Origin of the sequence: Granulibacter bethesdensis (assembly GCF_001889525.1) — a bacterium.
Classification (GTDB): Bacteria; Pseudomonadota; Alphaproteobacteria; order Acetobacterales; family Acetobacteraceae; genus Granulibacter; species Granulibacter bethesdensis_C.
Window position 1 is genome coordinate 2,519,359 of sequence record NZ_CP018192.1, and the last position, 17,414, is coordinate 2,536,772.

Genomic DNA, 17,414 nt, shown 5'->3' on the forward strand with positions numbered 1-17,414 from the left:
AAGTGGGAAATTATTTCCCAAGCGCATCTGGGTGCCCTATATTAGCACGCATGACAACAAGTGTAGACGATATCATCGAACGCCTGGGCGGCGCGGACGGCGCTGCACGCAGGCTTGGCGTGGGCACGGAAGCCCTTCGCAAATGGCGTCAGTCCCGCTCGATCCCCGCGCGCCACTGGCCCGCACTGATCGAGTCGCTGGGTATTACGCTGGAGGATATTCCCGGGGCGCCGGCCCGCACCGCGCTGACAGAAGCCCCGCCGGAAGGGGCCACCGCCGTTTTGGCGCTCAGCGATGGCACACTGTTCTGGGGACGCGGCTTCGGTGCGCCGACACAGGGGACACAGCCTGCTGAAATCTGCTTCAGCACCGGGCTGACCGGATATCAGGAAACCCTGACCGACCCGTCTTTCGCCGGGCAGATCATCACCTTCACCTTTCCGCATATCGGCAATGTCGGCGCCAACAAGGACGATATGGAGGCCGCCACCATCGCCGCACGCGGGCTGGTGGTGAAGGAAGACATCACCGCCGCCTCCAACTGGCGGGCGGAAACCAGCCTCGACGCATGGCTTCAGCATCGTGGCATCACCGGAATTTCAGGCGTGGATACGCGCGCGCTGACATTGCGCATCCGCGATCTTGGCGCACCGCATGGTATCATCTCCTTTCCTGCGGACGGGCATTTCGACATTGCGGCTCTGGTAGAAGCCGCCGCCGCATGGCCCGGACTGGAAGGGCTGGATCTGGCGAAGGATGTCTCCTGTACCCAGAGCTATGAATGGTCCGAAGGCACCTGGTCCTGGCCTGGAGCCTTCTCCGCACCCCCGCCGAAGCATCATGTCGTCGCGGTGGATTACGGGGCAAAGCGCAACATCCTGCGCAGCCTTGCAAATGCCGGATGCCGGGTGACGGTCGTGCCGGCCACCACCTCCGCCGAGGATATCCTGCGACACAATCCGGATGGCGTGTTCCTGTCCAACGGCCCCGGCGATCCGGCCGCAACAGCCACCTATGCCGTGCCTGCCATTCGCGGCGTGCTGGAGGCTGGCAAGCCGGTTTTCGGCATCTGTCTTGGGCACCAGCTGCTGTCTCTGGCGCTGGGGGCAAAAACCTACAAGCTCGATCTGGGGCATCGCGGGGCCAACCAGCCGGTCAAGGAACTGGCCACCGGTCGCGTGGAGATCACCAGCCAGAATCATGGTTTCGCCGTGGATGCATCCTCCCTGCCTGCCGGGGTGGAGGTCACACATGTCAGCCTGTTCGACGGCTCGAACGAGGGTATTGCCGCGCCGTCGAAGCGTTGTTTCAGCGTGCAGTATCATCCGGAAGCCAGTCCCGGCCCCAGTGACAGCCATCATCTGTTCCATCGTTTCGTGGACATGCTGGGGTCGTAAGACCCGAGCCTCGCCCTTTTTTCAGGATAGCCCGGCGCTTCATGCCGGGTTCGCCGCCCGGGTCAGAAGCCGGCGGAAAGGAGAATTCCGGCCATGCCGAAACGTACAGATATCCGCTCCATCCTGATCGTCGGCGCCGGGCCGATCGTGATCGGTCAGGCCTGCGAGTTCGACTATTCCGGAGCCCAAGCCTGCAAGGCACTGCGCGAAGAAGGCTACCGGGTGATTCTGGTGAATTCGAATCCCGCCACGATCATGACCGACCCCGATCTGGCTGATGCCACCTATATCGAGCCGATCACCCCGGATGTGGTCGAGCGCATTATCGCCAAGGAAAAGCCGGATGCGATCCTGCCCACCATGGGCGGACAGACCGCGCTAAACACCGCGATGCAGCTGCATGCCAGCGGCGCACTGGAACGCCACGGGGTAGAGCTGATCGGCGCAAAGGCCGATGTGATCGACCGCGCAGAGGACCGGCTGAAATTCCGCGATGCGATGGACGAAATCGGCATCGAAAGCCCGCGCAGCGTCATCGCCCACACGCTGGAAGAAGCCCGTGAGGGGCTGACCCATGTCGGGCTGCCAGCGGTGATCCGCCCCAGCTTCACACTCGGCGGCACTGGCGGCGGCATCGCCTACAACAAGGAGGAGTTCGAGCAGATCGTCACCTCCGGCCTCGATGCCTCCCCCACCACCGAGGTGCTGATTGAGGAAAGCGTGCTCGGCTGGAAAGAATATGAAATGGAAGTGGTCCGCGACAGCGCGGATAATTGCATCATCATCTGCTCCATCGAGAATATCGACCCGATGGGCGTCCATACCGGCGACAGCGTGACTGTGGCCCCGGCCCTGACCCTGACCGACCGCGAATATCAGCGCATGCGCGATGCCTCCATCGCCTGTCTGCGCAAGATCGGCGTCGATACTGGCGGCTCCAACGTCCAGTTCGGCGTGAACCCGGCTGACGGACGCATGGTGGTCATCGAAATGAACCCCCGCGTGTCCCGTTCCTCCGCCCTTGCATCCAAGGCAACCGGCTTTCCCATCGCCAAGATCGCCGCGAAATTGGCCGTCGGCTATACGCTGGACGAGCTGGCGAACGACATCACGAAGATGGAAATCGATGGCCAGTTGCGCACAACCCCGGCCAGTTTCGAGCCGACCATCGACTATGTGGTGGTGAAGATGCCGCGCTTCACCTTCGAGAAATTCCCCGGCACGCCGGCCCTGCTCTCCACCAGCATGAAATCGGTGGGCGAGGCGATGGCCATTGGTCGCAATTTCTCCGAAGCATTGCAGAAAGCCTTCCGCAGCATGGAAACCGGCCTGAACGGGCTGGATGACATCACGCTTGACGGCGAAGGCCCGGATGCATTCCGCGCCGCCCTGTCAACCCCGCGCCCCGACCGTATTCTGGTCGCCGCACAGGCGCTGCGCCACGGCCTGTCGGTCGAGGATGTCAACGCGGCCTGCAAATTCGATCCATGGTTCCTGCGTGAAATCCAGAAGCTCGTCACCACCGAGGCCCATATCCGCACCCACGGCCTGCCGGAGAACACACGCTCCCTGCGCACGCTGAAAGCGCTCGGTTTTTCCGATGCGCGCCTCGCCATCCTGACCGGCAAGACCGAAGCGGACATTCTGGCGCATCGCGAGAAATTTGGCGTCATGCCGGTCTACAAGCGCATCGACACCTGCGCGGGCGAGTTCGCCTCCGCCACCTCCTACATGTATGGCACGTATGAAGGCGGGTTCGGGGCTCCGTCCTGCGAATCTAATCCCACAGACCGCAAAAAAATCGTCATACTCGGTGGCGGTCCGAACCGGATCGGGCAGGGAATCGAATTCGATTACTGCTGCGTGCATGCCGCCTACGCCCTGCGCGAGGCCGGGTTCGAGACCATCATGGTCAACTGCAACCCGGAAACCGTCAGCACCGATTACGACACCTCCGACCGGCTGTATTTCGAGCCGCTGACCGCCGAGGATGTCATCAACCTGATCCGCCGCGAACAGCAGAGCGGCACCGTGCTGGGCTGCATCGTACAGTATGGCGGCCAGACTCCGCTCAAGCTGTCCCATGCCCTGTCGCGCGCCGGAATCCCGATTCTCGGCACCAGCGTGGACGCGATCGACGCGGCGGAGGACCGGGAGCGCTTCCAGGCTCTGCTCAACGGCCTCTCCCTGCTTCAGCCGGAAAACGGCATCGCCCGTTCAGCGCAGGAAGCGGAAGCCATCACCGCCCGCATCGGCTATCCGGTGGTGATCCGCCCCAGCTACGTGCTGGGCGGACGGGCCATGGAAATCGTCTATGACCATGCCGGGCTGAACCGCTACATGCGGGAAGCCGTGCGCGTCTCCGGCGACAATCCGGTTCTGATCGACCGCTATCTGAACGACGCCATCGAGGTCGACGTGGACTGCATCGCCGATGGCGAGCGCGTCTATGTCGCCGGGGTGATGGAGCATATCGAGGAAGCCGGGATCCATTCCGGCGACAGCGCCTGCTCCCTACCGCCCTACTCCCTCTCCCCCGCCCTGGTGGATGAGTTGCGGGCACAGACCGAGGCACTCGCGCGCGGCCTTCAGGTCGTCGGGTTGATGAACGTCCAGTTCGCGATCAAGCGGGAAGCCGATGGCAGTGACAGCATCTATGTGCTGGAGGTCAATCCACGTGCCAGCCGCACCGTGCCCTTCGTCGCCAAGGCGACCGGCGTTGCGGTGGCGAAAATCGGCGCCCGGGTCATGGCCGGGGCCAGACTGACGGAATTCGACCTCGGCCCCACCCCGCGTCTGCCGCATGTCGCGGTCAAGGAAGCGGTGTTCCCCTTCGCCCGATTGGCCAATGTCGACACCATTCTGGGGCCGGAGATGAAATCCACCGGCGAGGTCATGGGGCTGGATACCAGCTTTGAGCGCGCTTTCGCGAAAAGCCAGCTCGGGGCCGGGGTCAAACTGCCGGATTCCGGCAGGGTGTTCCTCTCCGTCCGCGATACCGACAAGACCGCGCTGCTGCCGGTCGCCCGCAAGCTGGTGGAGCTGGGCTTCCGTCTGGCCGCCACACGCGGTACCGCCGCCCGGCTGCAGGAAGCCGGGCTGGAGGTCAAAGTACTGAACAAGGTGCTGGAAGGCCGCCCACATTGCGTGGATGCGATCCGCTCCGGCGATATCCAACTGATCATCAACACCAATTCCGGTGCGCAGTCAGTCAGCGACAGTTTCGATATCCGGCGCAGCGCCCTGACGCACGGCGTTCCGAATTACACGACAATGGCCGGAGCACGGGCCGCCGTTCACGCCATAGCCGCCTTGCGTGAAGGAACACTTGAAGTCGCGCCGCTGCAATCATACTTTCATCGTTCGTTCTGATCGCCCGGTACTGCCGGATACCCCTGCTCAAGGCTGTGGTATCCGGCGGCACGGGCCGATCATGTTTGGACATGATCCGTTTTTTGCCGAGGACTGACCCAAAGTGCAGAAGTTTCCGATGACCGCCGGCGGCCTACAGCGCCTGGAGGACGAGCTTCGCCAACTGAAATCAGTGGAGCGTCCCGCCGTCATCCGCGCCATCGCCGAGGCCCGCAGCCATGGCGATCTCAGCGAAAACGCCGAATATCATGCAGCAAGGGAGCGTCAAAGCTTCATCGAAGGCCGCATCGAGGAGCTGGAGGTCATCGTCTCCGCCGCGGAAGTGATCGACCCTTCCACGCTGAGCGGCGATCAGGTGAAATTCGGTGCCCATGTCCAGATCGTGGATGAGGAAACCGACAAGGAAGCCTCCTACCAGATCGTCGGACTGCATGAAGCCGATATCAAGCAGGGGCTGCTCTCCGTCTCCTCTCCGCTCGCCAAGGCGCTGATCGGGAAAAAGCCCGGTGACACCATCTCCGTGCCGGCGCCCGGTGGCGATCGGAGCTATGAAATCCTGAGCGTCCGTTTCTTCTGAGCCATTCCATGATCGGTCTTGAAGATGTCCGGGCGGCTGCGGAGCGGATCGCCGGAAAGGTGGTGCGCACTCCAACCTTGCGTAATGGGACGCTCAGCCACCTTGCCGGTGCCGATATCTGGCTGAAGCTGGACGTTTTGCAGGCAACCGGTGCGTTCAAGGAGCGGGGCGCCGCCAACCGTCTGGCCATGCTCTCCGCCGGGGAGCGGGCCGCCGGTGTGGTCGCCATGTCGGCCGGCAACCATGCCCAGGCCGTCGCCCGCCACGCCCAGTTGCTGGGAATCGAGGCCACGATCGTGATGCCTCGGTTCACGCCGGCCACCAAGGTGACCCGCACGGCGCAATGGGGCGCGCATGTCGTGCTGCACGGCAAGACCCTCGCGGAAGCCGCCGAGCACGCCTGGGCCCTCGCCGCCGAGCGGAGCCTGACCTTCATCCACCCCTATGATGATGAAGGGGTGATGGCCGGTCAGGGTACCCATGCGCTCGAAATGCTGGAGGATGCGCCGGATCTCGATACGCTGATCATCCCCATCGGCGGCGGCGGACTGATCGCGGGCTGTGCCGTGGCAGCCAAAGCCATCAACCCGGCCATCCGCATTTATGGTGTCGAGGCCGAGGGATATGACGCGATGGTGCAGGCCCTGCAGGGCCGCACGGTCGAGGTCGGTGGCTCGACCATCGCCGAGGGCATTGCCGTGCGCGATGTCGGGCAGCTTCCGCTCGACGTGGTGCGCACCCATGTGGACGATATTCTGGTCGTCACGGAAGTCGCGATCGAAAACGCCATCTCCCTGCTGGCCGAAAATGCCAAGATCGTCACGGAAGGAGCCGGTGCGACAGGTGTCGCCGGACTGCTGTCCTTCCCCGATTTGTTCAAGGGCCGCAAGGTCGGGATTCCCCTCTGCGGGGCCAATATCGACAGCCGTATTCTGGCCCATGTGCTGCAACGCGTGATGCTGCGGGACGGACGCCTGATGCGTCTGGTACTCGATATTCCGGACCGCCCCGGCGTGCTGGCTGAAATCTCCGCCCGTATCGGCGATTCCGGCGGCAATATCATCGAAGTGTCCCATCATCGCCTCTTCACTTCCCCCAGCGTCAAGTCCGCAAGGCTGGAAATCATGTTCGAGGCCCGCGACCCCGACCATGGCGCGGCAGTAGCGGCAGAGCTGGAGAAGCATTACACCGTCACCCGGTTGTAAGCCTTCACCACACGCTCAGGAGTTGCGTCACGATGTCCAGCGCCGTATCTCATTTCGATCTGCTGGTCCGGAACGGTCGCTGCATTCTCCCCTGGGGTGAGGCACAGACCGATATCGGCATCCTGGATGGAGTGATCGTCACCCTCTCCGCCCCTGCCTCCGCGACTGCCGAGCACGTGCTGGATGCATCCGGCCTGCATGTGCTGCCGGGGCTGACTGATCCGCATGTCCATTTGCGCGACCCCGGCAATGCCAGCGTGGAGACCATCGAAACCGGCACACGCGGCGCGGTGCTGGGTGGTCTGACGGCAGTCTATGACATGCCGAACACCAGTCCTTCCATCATCGATTCGAAGACGGTGCAGTGGAAACAGGGGCATATCGGCCGTACCGCCTGGTGCGACATGGGGTTTTATGTCGGAGCCACCAAAACCAACATTCAGGATCTGGCTACGCTGGAGCATCAGCCCGGTGTCTGCGCCGTCAAGGTGTTCGCGGGCAGTTCCACCGGCGATCTGCTGGTCGAGGATGATGCCAGCATCGAAGCCGTGATGCGCAGCGGCCATCGTCGCATCGCCTTCCACAGCGAGGATGAATACCGGTTGCAGGAGCGCCGCCCGTCATTTTCCAGCGGCATGCCCTATGTAAACCACATGATCTGGCGGGATGAGGAATGTGCTTTCCTCGGCACGCGCCGCATCATGGCGCTGGCACGCAAGACGGGGCGCCCGGCACATATCCTGCACACCTCCACGGCGGAAGAATTCGAGTATTTGAAAGATTTCCGCGATGTCGCCACCAGCGAGGTGCTGGTGAACCATCTGACCCAGATTGCTCCCGAATGCTACGAGACGCTTGGCGGCTATGCGGTCATGAACCCCCCCTTGCGCGACCGGCGGCATTACGAAGCGGCCTGGAAAGCGGTTAATAACGGTCTGGTCGATACCATCGGCAGCGACCATGCGCCGCATCTGCGGGACGCCAAGGAACGTCCCTGGCCCGACTGTGCTGCCGGTCTGACCGGGGTGCAAACCTTGCTGCCGGTCATGCTGGATCATGTGTCAGCTGGACGGCTCAGCCTGACCCGTCTGGTCGATCTGCTGGCGGCCGGTCCGGCGCGCGTGTATGGCGCGATTGGCAAGGGACGTCTGGCTGTCGGCTATGATGGCGACCTGACCCTTGTAGATATGGGGCGGCAGCAGCGGATCGAAGCGTCCTGGCTCGTTTCCCCCTGCGGCTGGAGTCCGTTCGAAGGCAAATTGTGTCAGGGCTGGCCGGTTGGCACCGTCCTGCGCGGGCAGGTCGTAATGCGCGATGGCGCATTGCAGGGTAAGGCCACAGGCCGGCTGATCTCCTTCCTGCCGTAATCTCTCTGATTGGAGAGGGACGTGCCGGTCAGCGTTCAGGAGCGTCCTTCGTCTCCGGCATCAGTGCGACGGCGATCATGCTGATCAGAGCGGCCGCTGTCAGATAGTACCCAACCCAGTGCAGACCACCCAAATCAGACAGGCGCTGTGCGATATACGGTGCCAGCGAGGCACCGACGATCCCCCCGAGGCTGAATGACAGCGACGCACCGGTATAGCGGAGCTTCACGGGAAACAGTTCCGGCAGCAGCGCGCCCATCGGCCCCAGCAGCATACCGGTGGTCATCAGCCCGGCGCAAAGAAACAGGAAAACCGCTTCCACCCTGCCACTGCCGAGGGCCGGACCGAGCAGACAGCCCAGCACCCCTGCCAGACCCATCACCGCCATCAGCACGGGCCGCCTGCCGTAACGGTCCGCAAGCAGGGCAGCGAGCGGTGCTCCCACCACCATGAAAGCAATGGCCACACATTGCAGGCCCAGAAATACCGGGCGGGAATAATGCAGCACCGTGGTACCATATCCGAGGATGAACACAGTGCAGAGATAAAACAGGGCGTAACAGCACACCATGGAGAGCATGCCGAGCACCGTCGCCCGCCCATGCCCGATCAGCACGGCGCGGAACGGCACGGCAACCGGCTCCTTCCGCTCCAGCACGCGGCGAAAAGCCGGAGTTTCCGTCAGCTTCAGCCGCACATACAGCCCAAGGATCACCAGCAACAGCGACAGCAAGAACGGCACCCGCCAGCCCCAGCTGCGAAAGGCTTCGTCACTGAGCGTCAGGGCCAGAATCAGGAACAACCCGTTGGCGGCAATAAATCCAATGGGAGCACCCAGTTGGGGGAACATGCCGTACCAGGCGCGTTTTCCCTCCGGCGCATTCTCCATGGCCAGCAGAGCAGCCCCGCCCCACTCCCCTCCCAGCCCGATTCCCTGCCCGAAACGCAGCAGGCACAGCAAAGCAGGCGCCAGAGCGCCGATCCTGTCATGGCCGGGCAATAATCCGACCAGAGCCGTCGAAATGCCCATGATCAGAAGAGAGGCAACAAGAGTGGATTTACGCCCGATCCTGTCGCCGAAATGCCCGAACAGAGCAGCCCCTATGGGCCGGGCGATAAAGGCAATGGCAAAGGTTGCAAAGGCATTCAGCAACTGCGCCGCGGGGGAGGCCGCCGGAAACATCAACGGTCCCAGCACCAGTGCCGTCGCCGTGGCGTAAATATAGAAATCATAGAACTCAACCGCCGTGCCGATAAAACTGGCCACCACGATGCGGCGCAGCGGCACGGCCTCCATCGCTGCCTCTGCACTGATGTTGCCTGATACTGTCACGGGATATGCCGACTGGGTCATGAAAGCTGCATACCGTTGCAAAAGAAGCCTGTCGCCTGAAAATCTCACCGCTTCCCCAACATTGTTCCCGAAAAGACAGATTTTCCGGCTCGGCTGCCCTGTTCTGCGTCCTCGCCGTTTGCTCCGGAGGCGTGGCGCGGCTATGGTCCGCGGCCATTATTCAGGCAAGCGTTGCCAGATTTGCGAGGACACTGCGTGGCCGACATCTTTGATGAGGTCGAAGAAGATCTGCGTGCAGAACGCGCCAAAAAACTGCTGGTCCGCTATGGCGGTCCGGCGGTCGGGCTTGTGCTGCTGGTCATTCTCGGCGCCGCTGGCTGGCAGGGCTGGCTTTGGTACAAGCATCGTCAGGATGCGAGCGCCGCAGAACGTTTCCTTGCCCTGACCCGTAATCCTGTCGACCCACTGGCGCCGCCGGTTCACATCGTACCCGATGCGAAAACCGAACAGGCGCTGATGGTCTTCGCCAAGGACAGCCCGGAAAGCTATGCGACGCTGGCACGACTGCGTGCTGCCGCCCTGCTGACGGCGGCCGGAGACAAAAAAGGGGCCGAGGCCATTTACGCGACGGTCAGCAATGATAACGCCGCGCTCCCGGCGCTGCGCGATCTGGCCACACTGCAATCGGTCTGGAACCGGATCGATGATGGTGATCCCGCGACCCTGCGCGGGCAGTTGGCCCCCCTGCTGGCCGATGGCAATCCATGGCAGCCTTTCGCACGGGAAGGCACTGCCCTGCTCGACATTCGGCAGGGCCGTATGGATGATGCCAGGCGGGGGCTTCAGACGCTTTCCCAAGACGAAAACGCTCCTCCAGGCGTGCGGAACCGGGCAACCGGACTGCTCGCGAAGTTCGGTGGTTGAGACATGACATTCCGTATTCGCCCGGCCTCTGCATCTGCTCAGAATAATCAGAATAAAACGCCCTCCGGCAAACGCTCCGCTATGGCGCTCCTGGCCCTGTCTACGGTCAGCCTGGGCGGATGCAGTATGTTGGACAGTTGGTTCGCGGCGGATAAACCGCCTTTGCCCGGTCGGCGTGAGACCGTGTTGCCGCTGAGCGATGTGCTGCCGGTGGCCTCCTCGCCCCCCGCTATCGCGTTTCCCTCGGATGCACCGCTGCAGAACTGGTCACAGCCGGGTGCCAATCCCACGCATCATGTCGATAACGTCGCCATCAAAGGCATGACGGAAGTATGGACCGCACAGGTCGGCTCCGGCAGCGGTTATCGCCAGAAGATCACCAGCACGCCCATCGTCAAATACAATCTGGTCTATACCATCGACAGCAATGCGCTGGTACGGGCTTTTGACGTCAAGACCGGTGCCATGGCCTGGGAATTCGTGACCCAGCAGGAAGGCGATCGCAGCACCAATATCGGTGGCGGTCTGACCTCCGACGATACCGGTACGCTCTATGCCGTCACTGGACGTGGAGATCTGATTGCGCTGGATGCCGCGAAAGGGCGGCAGAAATGGCGCGTGAAGATCGGTGTACCATCCCGCTCCAGCCCGACCTATGCCGAAGGCAAGCTGTTCCTGACCACGCTGGAACAGCAGATCGTGGCCTTTGATGCCTCGAACGGCAAAAAACTCTGGTCGCATCAGGCCAGCGAGGCCGATACCAGCCTGCTCGGCGATCCTGCCCCCGCCTATGCGGACGGACTGGTCATTGGCGGGTTCGGCTCCGGCGACGTGATCGGCCTGCGCGCCGCCACCGGATCGGTGGTGTGGACCGACAGCATCGCCTCCGCCTCCGGCCGCACCAGCCTGTCCGATCTGTCAGCCGTCACCGGCCTGCCGGTGATCGACGGCAATCAGGTCTATGTCATCGGACTGGGTGGTCAGTTCGTTTCGCTGGATCTGCGCACAGGCCGCCGTCTGTGGGAACGCCCGGCAGGCGGAGGACAGACCCCATGGCTGGCCGGAGACTGGCTGTTCGCCACCCTGACCAGCCAGCAGGTGATCGCCATATCCCGCAATGATGGGGTAGTGGCATGGGAAACGCAGCTGCCGCGCTGGAGCAAGGCCAATAATCGCGGCGAGCGCGCACAGTGGTTCGGCCCGATCATGGCAGGCTACCGTCTGGTGCTGGTCAGCAATTACGGCAAAATGATCACGCTCAACCCGGTTTCCGGCAAGATCAGCAGCGTCCGTGATCTGTCCGATGCAGCCGCTGTCCCGCCCATCGTCGCGCAGGGCACGGTCTTCGTGATCACCGCCGACGGCCTGTTGCACGCATACCGTTGAAATGACCGATTTGCCCCCCACCCCAGAAACAACCGACGAAACCCCCGCGGAACGCCTGCCCATCGTGGCGATCGCAGGGCGGCCCAATGTCGGAAAATCGACCCTGTTCAACCGTCTGGTCGGTCGTCGCATGGCGCTGGTTGCCGATACACCCGGTGTCACCCGCGATCGTAAAGAGGCGGAAGCGATGCTGCGCGGGCGCCTGGTCAAGCTGATCGACACCGCCGGGCTGGAAGAAGCTCCGCAGGACACGATTGCCGGACGGATGCGGCAATCCTCGGAAACGGCTGTCTCGCAGGCTGATCTGGTGGTGTTCGTGGTCGATGCCCGCAGCGGCATCACCCCAGCCGACACGCATTTCGCCAGCTGGCTGCGCCGCCAGAACCGTCCGGTGCTGCTGGTCACCAACAAGGCCGAGGCACGTGGTGCAGGCGCAGAGGCGCTGGAAGCCTACCGGCTGGGTCTGGGCGATCCTCTGGCCGTCTCTGCCGAGCACGGGTTGGGCATTGCCGATCTGATGCGGGAAATCGCCGACCGGCTCTCCACCGATGCAGACCGGCCCTCCGACATGCCGAAACGCAGACGCCGGGGCCAGGCCGAGGAGTGGGAAGACGAGGAAAACACCGTTGAGCAGGGCCCTCCCAAGCCCCTGAAACTGGCGATCGTCGGCCGTCCGAACGCGGGCAAATCCACCCTGCTGAATCGTCTGCTGGGTGAAGACCGCGTCATTACCGGGCCGGAACCGGGGCTGACGCGCGATTCCATCAGTGTCACCCTGTCCGATGACATCGGCGAGATCGAACTGGTGGATACGGCAGGGCTGCGCCGCCGCGCACGCATCGACGAATCGCTGGAAAAAATGTCGGTCAGCGCCTCCATCGAGGCACTGAAAATGGCAGAAATCGTGGTGCTGGCGGTCGATGCCACGGAAGGGCTGCATGAGCAGGATCTTCAGATTGCCCGACTGGTAGAACGCGAGGGACGCGGGGCGGTGCTCGCCCTGACCAAATGGGATGCGGTGGAAGATCGCGGCAAGGCGGCCCGCGCCATTTCCGACCGGCTGGAGACAAGCCTGACGCAGTGCCGCGGCATTCCGGTGGTAACCCTGTCCGGCCTGACCGGCTCAGGCGTACAGCGTCTGCTGCCTGCCGTGCGGGAGGCCCATGCGATCTGGAACAAGCGCGTGGCGACCGGAGAATTGAACCGCTGGTTCGAGGCGATGCTGGAACGCCATCAGCCGCCACTGGTGGACGGGCGACGCCTGAAACTGCGCTATATGACGCAGGCCAAGGCACGGCCGCCGACCTTTGTGCTGTTTGGTACCCGAGCAGAACAATTGCCGGAAGATTATCAGCGTTATCTGGTCAATGGCCTGCGTGAAGCGTTCGGACTGAAAGGCACACCGATCCGCCTGCAACTACGTGGCACTAAAAACCCGTACGCAGATAAATGAATTGGGCAGCATGAACGGCGTCCCGCAGAACGAGCAGCACAGTGTCCGTGATTTTCATGGCCTGACGGCAGACCCGTTTGCCCCGGCACATGGTCCCTCCCTGACCACATCGCAGCAGGCGGCAGCGAACGAAATCGCCGCGGCAATACAATCCGGTCGTCCGCTGATCATCATCGATGGAGAAGCCGGAACCGGGCGCCGGACTGTGCTGACTGCGGCGTTGTCCGCGTCTTCCGTCGGTGATGTGATCGAAATCGCCAACACCTTGCTACTGAGCGGAGACCAACTCCGGCAGCAGGCCCATACGGAAGAGGAACGCGCGGCCGGGACCGGGCAGAGCCCCCCTTTCATTCTGATTTTTCAGACCGCCGATACGTTGCAGGATGCTGCACAGGCTGCCCTCGTCGATCTGCTGCAGGAACGCAAGGGCGTGTTTCAGGCTATCCTGATTGGTGGACAGGGAGCTGGTAAGGCACTGTTGGACGGGCCGCTCGGTTCTCTGGCCGAAACGGAACGGCTGCATGTGACGCTGCCTGTGCCGACTGCCCTGGAAATGCGGGATATTCTGCGCCTTGCCATTGAGCAGGCCGGGCAGACCTTGTCCTCCGTCATGACGCCGGATGCTGTGGAACTGTTGCTGACTCAGGCCCGATTCAGCCCGGCACGGCTGGCCGGACTGACCCGGCAGGCGCTGGTGCTGGCACAGGAGCGAGGCATCAGGCCGGTCGATGCTTCCATCGTCACCATGGTGGCAGGCAGAAGCCTGACGGCTGAAAAGACCAATGGCAAAACACGCGAGCCCGGCCTGATTTCGCCACCCATGATGCTGTCCATCGCTGTGGCGGTTCTCGCGCTGCTGAGCTGGTGGGCAGCCGCACGCTACCTGCCCGATCTTATCAGGTCGGGGACCCCCTCCTCCGTATCAGCCCCGCCCGTTCCGACGCAGCCGGAGAAAGTCCAACAAACCGGCATGGCTGCAACGCCGGAAGCACCTCCGCCGCCTCCGGACCGCCAGCCTGAATCGAAAGCCACCGCCGAAGCGCCCTCCATCACCCAGCCCGAGCCTCCGCCTTCATCCTCCGGCCCGGCTAACGAGTATGATGATCTGCCCCAGCCGCCGCATCCCTACCGGCTGACGCGTTCCGGCACGATCGGCGAGATTCTGCTGGGCACAATCGACCGTGATGATGATGCGGCGGTCGAGGCATTACTGGAAGTCAATCCCGGCCTGACCCGCAGCGCCCGTCTGCCGGCGGGGGTGATATTGCTGATGCCCTCGATCTGGCCAGACCCCCTGGATGCGGCCCCCGTGCCGAAATCACCGTCACGGCCAAAACGACCGCGTCATCCGCGCCCGTCCTGGTGCGACCGGGCGCGTCCCACCACACCGGCTTCCATCGCCTATGTGCGCCAGCATTGCGGACGGTGAGGCCGAAATAGAATGGTTCCGGCTTCATCACTCCGATCAGGCTGAGCGCAAGGCGCGCCAACCAATATCCCGGCGGAAAAATCCTTCCGGCCAACGCAGCGCCGCCACAGCGCGATAAGCCACGTCACGGGCCGTCTGAATATCGGGACCGCGCCCCACCACCGTCAGCACACGACCACCGGCAGGATGGATTTCATCCCCCCGCAGGGTGGTTCCGGCATGGAACACCAATGCACCCGTCACGGCAGCCGCCTCATCCAGCCCTCCAATCGGTCCGGAGGGTCCCGGTGTACCGGGATAACCTTTTGCCGCCACCACGACAGCAACCGTCGCGTCCTCGCTCCAGCGCAGATCGAACGCGCCAAGCTCTCCGTCACAGGCTGCCAGCAGTGCCGCCAACAGGTCGGATTTCAAACGCGGCAGCAGGGCCTGACATTCCGGATCACCAAAACGGACATTGAATTCAATCAGTTGCGGACCATTCACCGTCAGCATCAGCCCAGCAAACAGCACGCCCCGGAACGGTGTGCCCCGACGGGCCATTTCCGCCAGAGCGGGCGTAACGATGCGTTTCATCGCCGCATCCGCCGCTTCCGGCGTCAGGAACGGGGTGGGGGTGTAGGCCCCCATACCGCCGGTATTCGGGCCGGTATCGCCCTCCCCCACCCGTTTGTGATCCTGCGCCCCGCCCAGCAGCAGCGCATGCTCCCCATCGCACAGGGCAAACAGCGAGACTTCCTCACCGATCAGACATTCCTCGATCACCACGGAAGCCCCCGCCGCACCGAGGCTGCCATCCTCCAGCATGGCGGTAATCGCGGCCTCGGCTTCCTCCACCGTGGCCGCCACCACAACGCCCTTGCCAGCGGCCAGACCATCGGCCTTCACGACGATCGGCGCACCACGGCGGCGCACGAAGGCATGGGCTTCTTCCGCATCCTCAAACCGTTCCCAGCGGGCGGTCGGAATACCGGCGGCATCAGCCACTTCCTTGGTGAAGGTCTTGCTACCCTCCAACTGCGCCGCGGCTGCGCTCGGGCCGAAGCAGCGGATTCCCGCTTCTTTCAGCGCATCGGCCAGTCCCGCCACCAGCGGCGCTTCCGGGCCGGGAACCACCAGATCAACCGCATGATCGCGGGCAAAAGCGACCAGAGCAGTGATATCCGTCACTGGAACGGGGACCAGCTCCGCATGGGCGGCAATGCCCGGATTACCGGGGGCGCACCACAGTTTTTCCAGCATCGGGCTGGCGGCAAGCGCCCAGCACAAAGCATGTTCCCGGCCGCCCGATCCGATCACCAGAACCCGCATTACGATTCCGCCTTCTGCCTGCGTTCTTCAAAGCTGGCCGCATGTAGCATAGGCTGCGGCCATGGACGATTCATCCAATCCACATACGGCCCAAGAAACCCCTGCCGGCATATCCGGCAGCCGGGGGCTGGACAATATTCCCGAATATTCGGTCTCCGACCTGTCCGGCACCATCAAACGCACGCTGGAAGGCGCCTTTGGACGTGTGCGCGTGCGCGGCGAATTGACTGAGGTCAAGCGCTACCCATCCGGCCATATCTATCTGTCGCTCAAGGATGAGGGCGGCAAAATTGCTGGTGTCGTGTGGAAATTCGCCGTTCCCCGTCTCGGCATGCTGCCGGAAAACGGGGTTGAGGTGGTCGCGACCGGCAAAATTTCCTCCTACGTGGATCGCTCATCCTACCAGCTCATCATCGACCGGATGGAGTATGCGGGGGCCGGAGCGCTGCTGGCGCGAATCGAGATGCTGCGTCAGCGTCTGGCGGAGGAAGGGCTGTTCGATGCCACCCGCAAACGCGCCCTGCCACTGCTGCCGCGAGTCGTGGGGGTGGTCAGCTCTGAAAAAGGGGCCGTTCTTCAGGACATCCGTACCACCATCGCCCGTCGCTTTCCCCGCACCGTCCTGCTCTGGCCGGTGCCGGTGCAGGGCGAAGGAGCCGCCGCGAAAATCGCTGCCGCCATCGACGGATTCGGCAGGCTGCCGCCGGATGGGCCGGTGCCCCGTCCCGACGTACTGATCGTGGCGCGTGGTGGCGGCAGTCTGGAAGATCTGATGGCGTTCAATGAGGAAATCGTCATTCGCGCCGCCGCAACCTGCCCGATCCCTCTGATTTCCGCCGTCGGACATGAAACCGATACCACTCTGATCGACTATGCCTCCGACCGGCGTGCGCCCACCCCGACTGCCGCGGCCGAGTTGGCGGTGCCGATGCGGGCCGAACTCGCGGCTGATCTGGCTCACAAGACCGCGCGACTCGGCGGGGCGCTCAGCCGGATGAGTCAGGGTGCGCGGTTGGGGCTGGCTCAGGCCGAGCGTCTTCTGCCTGATCTGCCCACTCTGCTTGGTCATGCGCGACAGAGGCTGGATGACCGCTCACTGCGACTGGGCATGGCGCTGCCCGGCCTGCTGGCAGCAAGACGGGCCGCGTTAAGGAATGCGGTGCTACGGCTGCCTCGCCCCGCCCACATCATTGCTGAAACCCGCCAGCATCTGCGAGGAACCGAAAACCGCCTGCGTGTCGCGATGCCCATGCTGCTGTCCCATAAAAGGAATGCCCTGCGGCTGCATGCGCTGCAACTGGGGGCCAGTCTGCGGCACAGCCTTCATCTGCATCTGGGTGATGCCCGCCCACTGTTCGCCCGCATGAGGGCAGCCCCCATACCCGGACGGTTGCGGGAGGCACAGGTGCGGCTGGACGGGCTTGGTGCAAGGCTGGAGAGCGTTTCCTATCAAGCGGTGCTGGCGCGCGGCTATGCGCTGGTGCTGGATCATGATGGCCATGCCATCACCCAGGCAGCCCGGATCGCCAGCGGGCAGACACTGACCTTGCGCTTCAGCGATGGCGAGAAAACCGTACAGGAAACAGGCAATCCTGCGAAGAGCACGCCACCGTCTGGAAAGAGCGATGTCTCTGTCAAACGCACTGCCAGAAAAAAATCAGGCCACCAGAAACAGGGGGATCTGCTTCTGTAAACTCTC

The 17,414-nt window shown here is 63.2% G+C and carries 12 protein-coding genes; 10 read left to right on the forward strand and 2 right to left on the reverse strand.

The features are described from left to right. Window positions 1–50: 50 nt before the first annotated feature. From carA to GbCGDNIH6_RS11395, 5 genes are all read left to right on the forward strand, one after another. Window positions 51–1,397 (forward strand): glutamine-hydrolyzing carbamoyl-phosphate synthase small subunit, encoded by a 1,347-nt coding sequence (gene carA, locus GbCGDNIH6_RS11375; protein WP_072564073.1) that lies wholly within the window; start codon window positions 51–53, stop codon window positions 1,395–1,397. Between the two features lie 93 nt (window positions 1,398–1,490). Continuing rightward, window positions 1,491–4,769, forward strand: a complete 3,279-nt coding sequence (gene carB / locus GbCGDNIH6_RS11380) for a carbamoyl-phosphate synthase large subunit (RefSeq protein ID WP_072564074.1) — start codon at window positions 1,491–1,493, stop codon at window positions 4,767–4,769. Window positions 4,770–4,872: 103 nt separating this feature from the next. Continuing rightward, a complete protein-coding gene (gene greA / locus GbCGDNIH6_RS11385) occupies window positions 4,873–5,346 on the forward strand; it encodes a transcription elongation factor GreA (protein ID WP_011632989.1) in 474 nt (157 codons plus the stop codon). 8 nt (window positions 5,347–5,354) lie between these two features. After that, window positions 5,355–6,551 (forward strand): threonine ammonia-lyase, encoded by a 1,197-nt coding sequence (locus GbCGDNIH6_RS11390; RefSeq protein WP_072564075.1) that lies wholly within the window; start codon window positions 5,355–5,357, stop codon window positions 6,549–6,551. A gap of 32 nt (window positions 6,552–6,583) precedes the next feature. Beyond that, on the forward strand, window positions 6,584–7,918 hold the full coding sequence (locus tag GbCGDNIH6_RS11395) for a dihydroorotase (protein WP_072564076.1): 1,335 nt from the start codon (window positions 6,584–6,586) through the stop codon (window positions 7,916–7,918). A gap of 28 nt (window positions 7,919–7,946) precedes the next feature. Here GbCGDNIH6_RS11395 and GbCGDNIH6_RS11400 read toward each other — a convergent pair whose 3' ends face one another. Continuing rightward, the gene (locus GbCGDNIH6_RS11400) at window positions 7,947–9,272 is read right to left on the reverse strand and encodes an MFS transporter (RefSeq protein WP_232449829.1); all 1,326 of its coding nucleotides are present in this window, start codon (window positions 9,270–9,272) and stop codon (window positions 7,947–7,949) included. Window positions 9,273–9,467: 195 nt separating this feature from the next. Here GbCGDNIH6_RS11400 and GbCGDNIH6_RS11405 point away from each other — a divergent pair, with 195 nt between their 5' ends. Genes GbCGDNIH6_RS11405 through GbCGDNIH6_RS11420 form a run of 4 tightly spaced genes read left to right on the forward strand, consistent with a single transcriptional unit; the run spans window position 9,468 to window position 14,404 of the window. Further along, window positions 9,468–10,136, forward strand: a complete 669-nt coding sequence (locus tag GbCGDNIH6_RS11405) for a tetratricopeptide repeat protein (protein WP_072564078.1) — start codon at window positions 9,468–9,470, stop codon at window positions 10,134–10,136. A 3-nt stretch (window positions 10,137–10,139) separates the two neighbouring features. After that, window positions 10,140–11,522: an outer membrane protein assembly factor BamB family protein gene (locus GbCGDNIH6_RS11410; protein ID WP_072564079.1), complete on the forward strand. Its 1,383-nt coding sequence runs from the start codon at window positions 10,140–10,142 to the stop codon at window positions 11,520–11,522. Between the two features lies 1 nt (window position 11,523). After that, complete coding sequence (der, locus tag GbCGDNIH6_RS11415; protein WP_072564080.1) at window positions 11,524–12,975, forward strand: ribosome biogenesis GTPase Der; 1,452 nt, start codon at window positions 11,524–11,526, stop codon at window positions 12,973–12,975. A gap of 10 nt (window positions 12,976–12,985) precedes the next feature. Next, window positions 12,986–14,404 (forward strand): hypothetical protein, encoded by a 1,419-nt coding sequence (locus tag GbCGDNIH6_RS11420; RefSeq protein WP_072564081.1) that lies wholly within the window; start codon window positions 12,986–12,988, stop codon window positions 14,402–14,404. Window positions 14,405–14,440: 36 nt separating this feature from the next. On the opposite strand, the gene purD is transcribed toward GbCGDNIH6_RS11420, so the two are convergent. Further along, window positions 14,441–15,715, reverse strand: coding sequence for a phosphoribosylamine--glycine ligase (gene purD, locus GbCGDNIH6_RS11425; RefSeq protein ID WP_072564082.1), 1,275 nt, complete (start codon window positions 15,713–15,715; stop codon window positions 14,441–14,443). 61 nt (window positions 15,716–15,776) lie between these two features. Here purD and xseA point away from each other — a divergent pair, with 61 nt between their 5' ends. Continuing rightward, entirely contained in the window at window positions 15,777–17,408 is a 1,632-nt protein-coding gene (gene xseA, locus GbCGDNIH6_RS11430; RefSeq protein WP_072564083.1) for an exodeoxyribonuclease VII large subunit, read from the forward strand. Window positions 17,409–17,414: the final 6 nt, after the last annotated feature.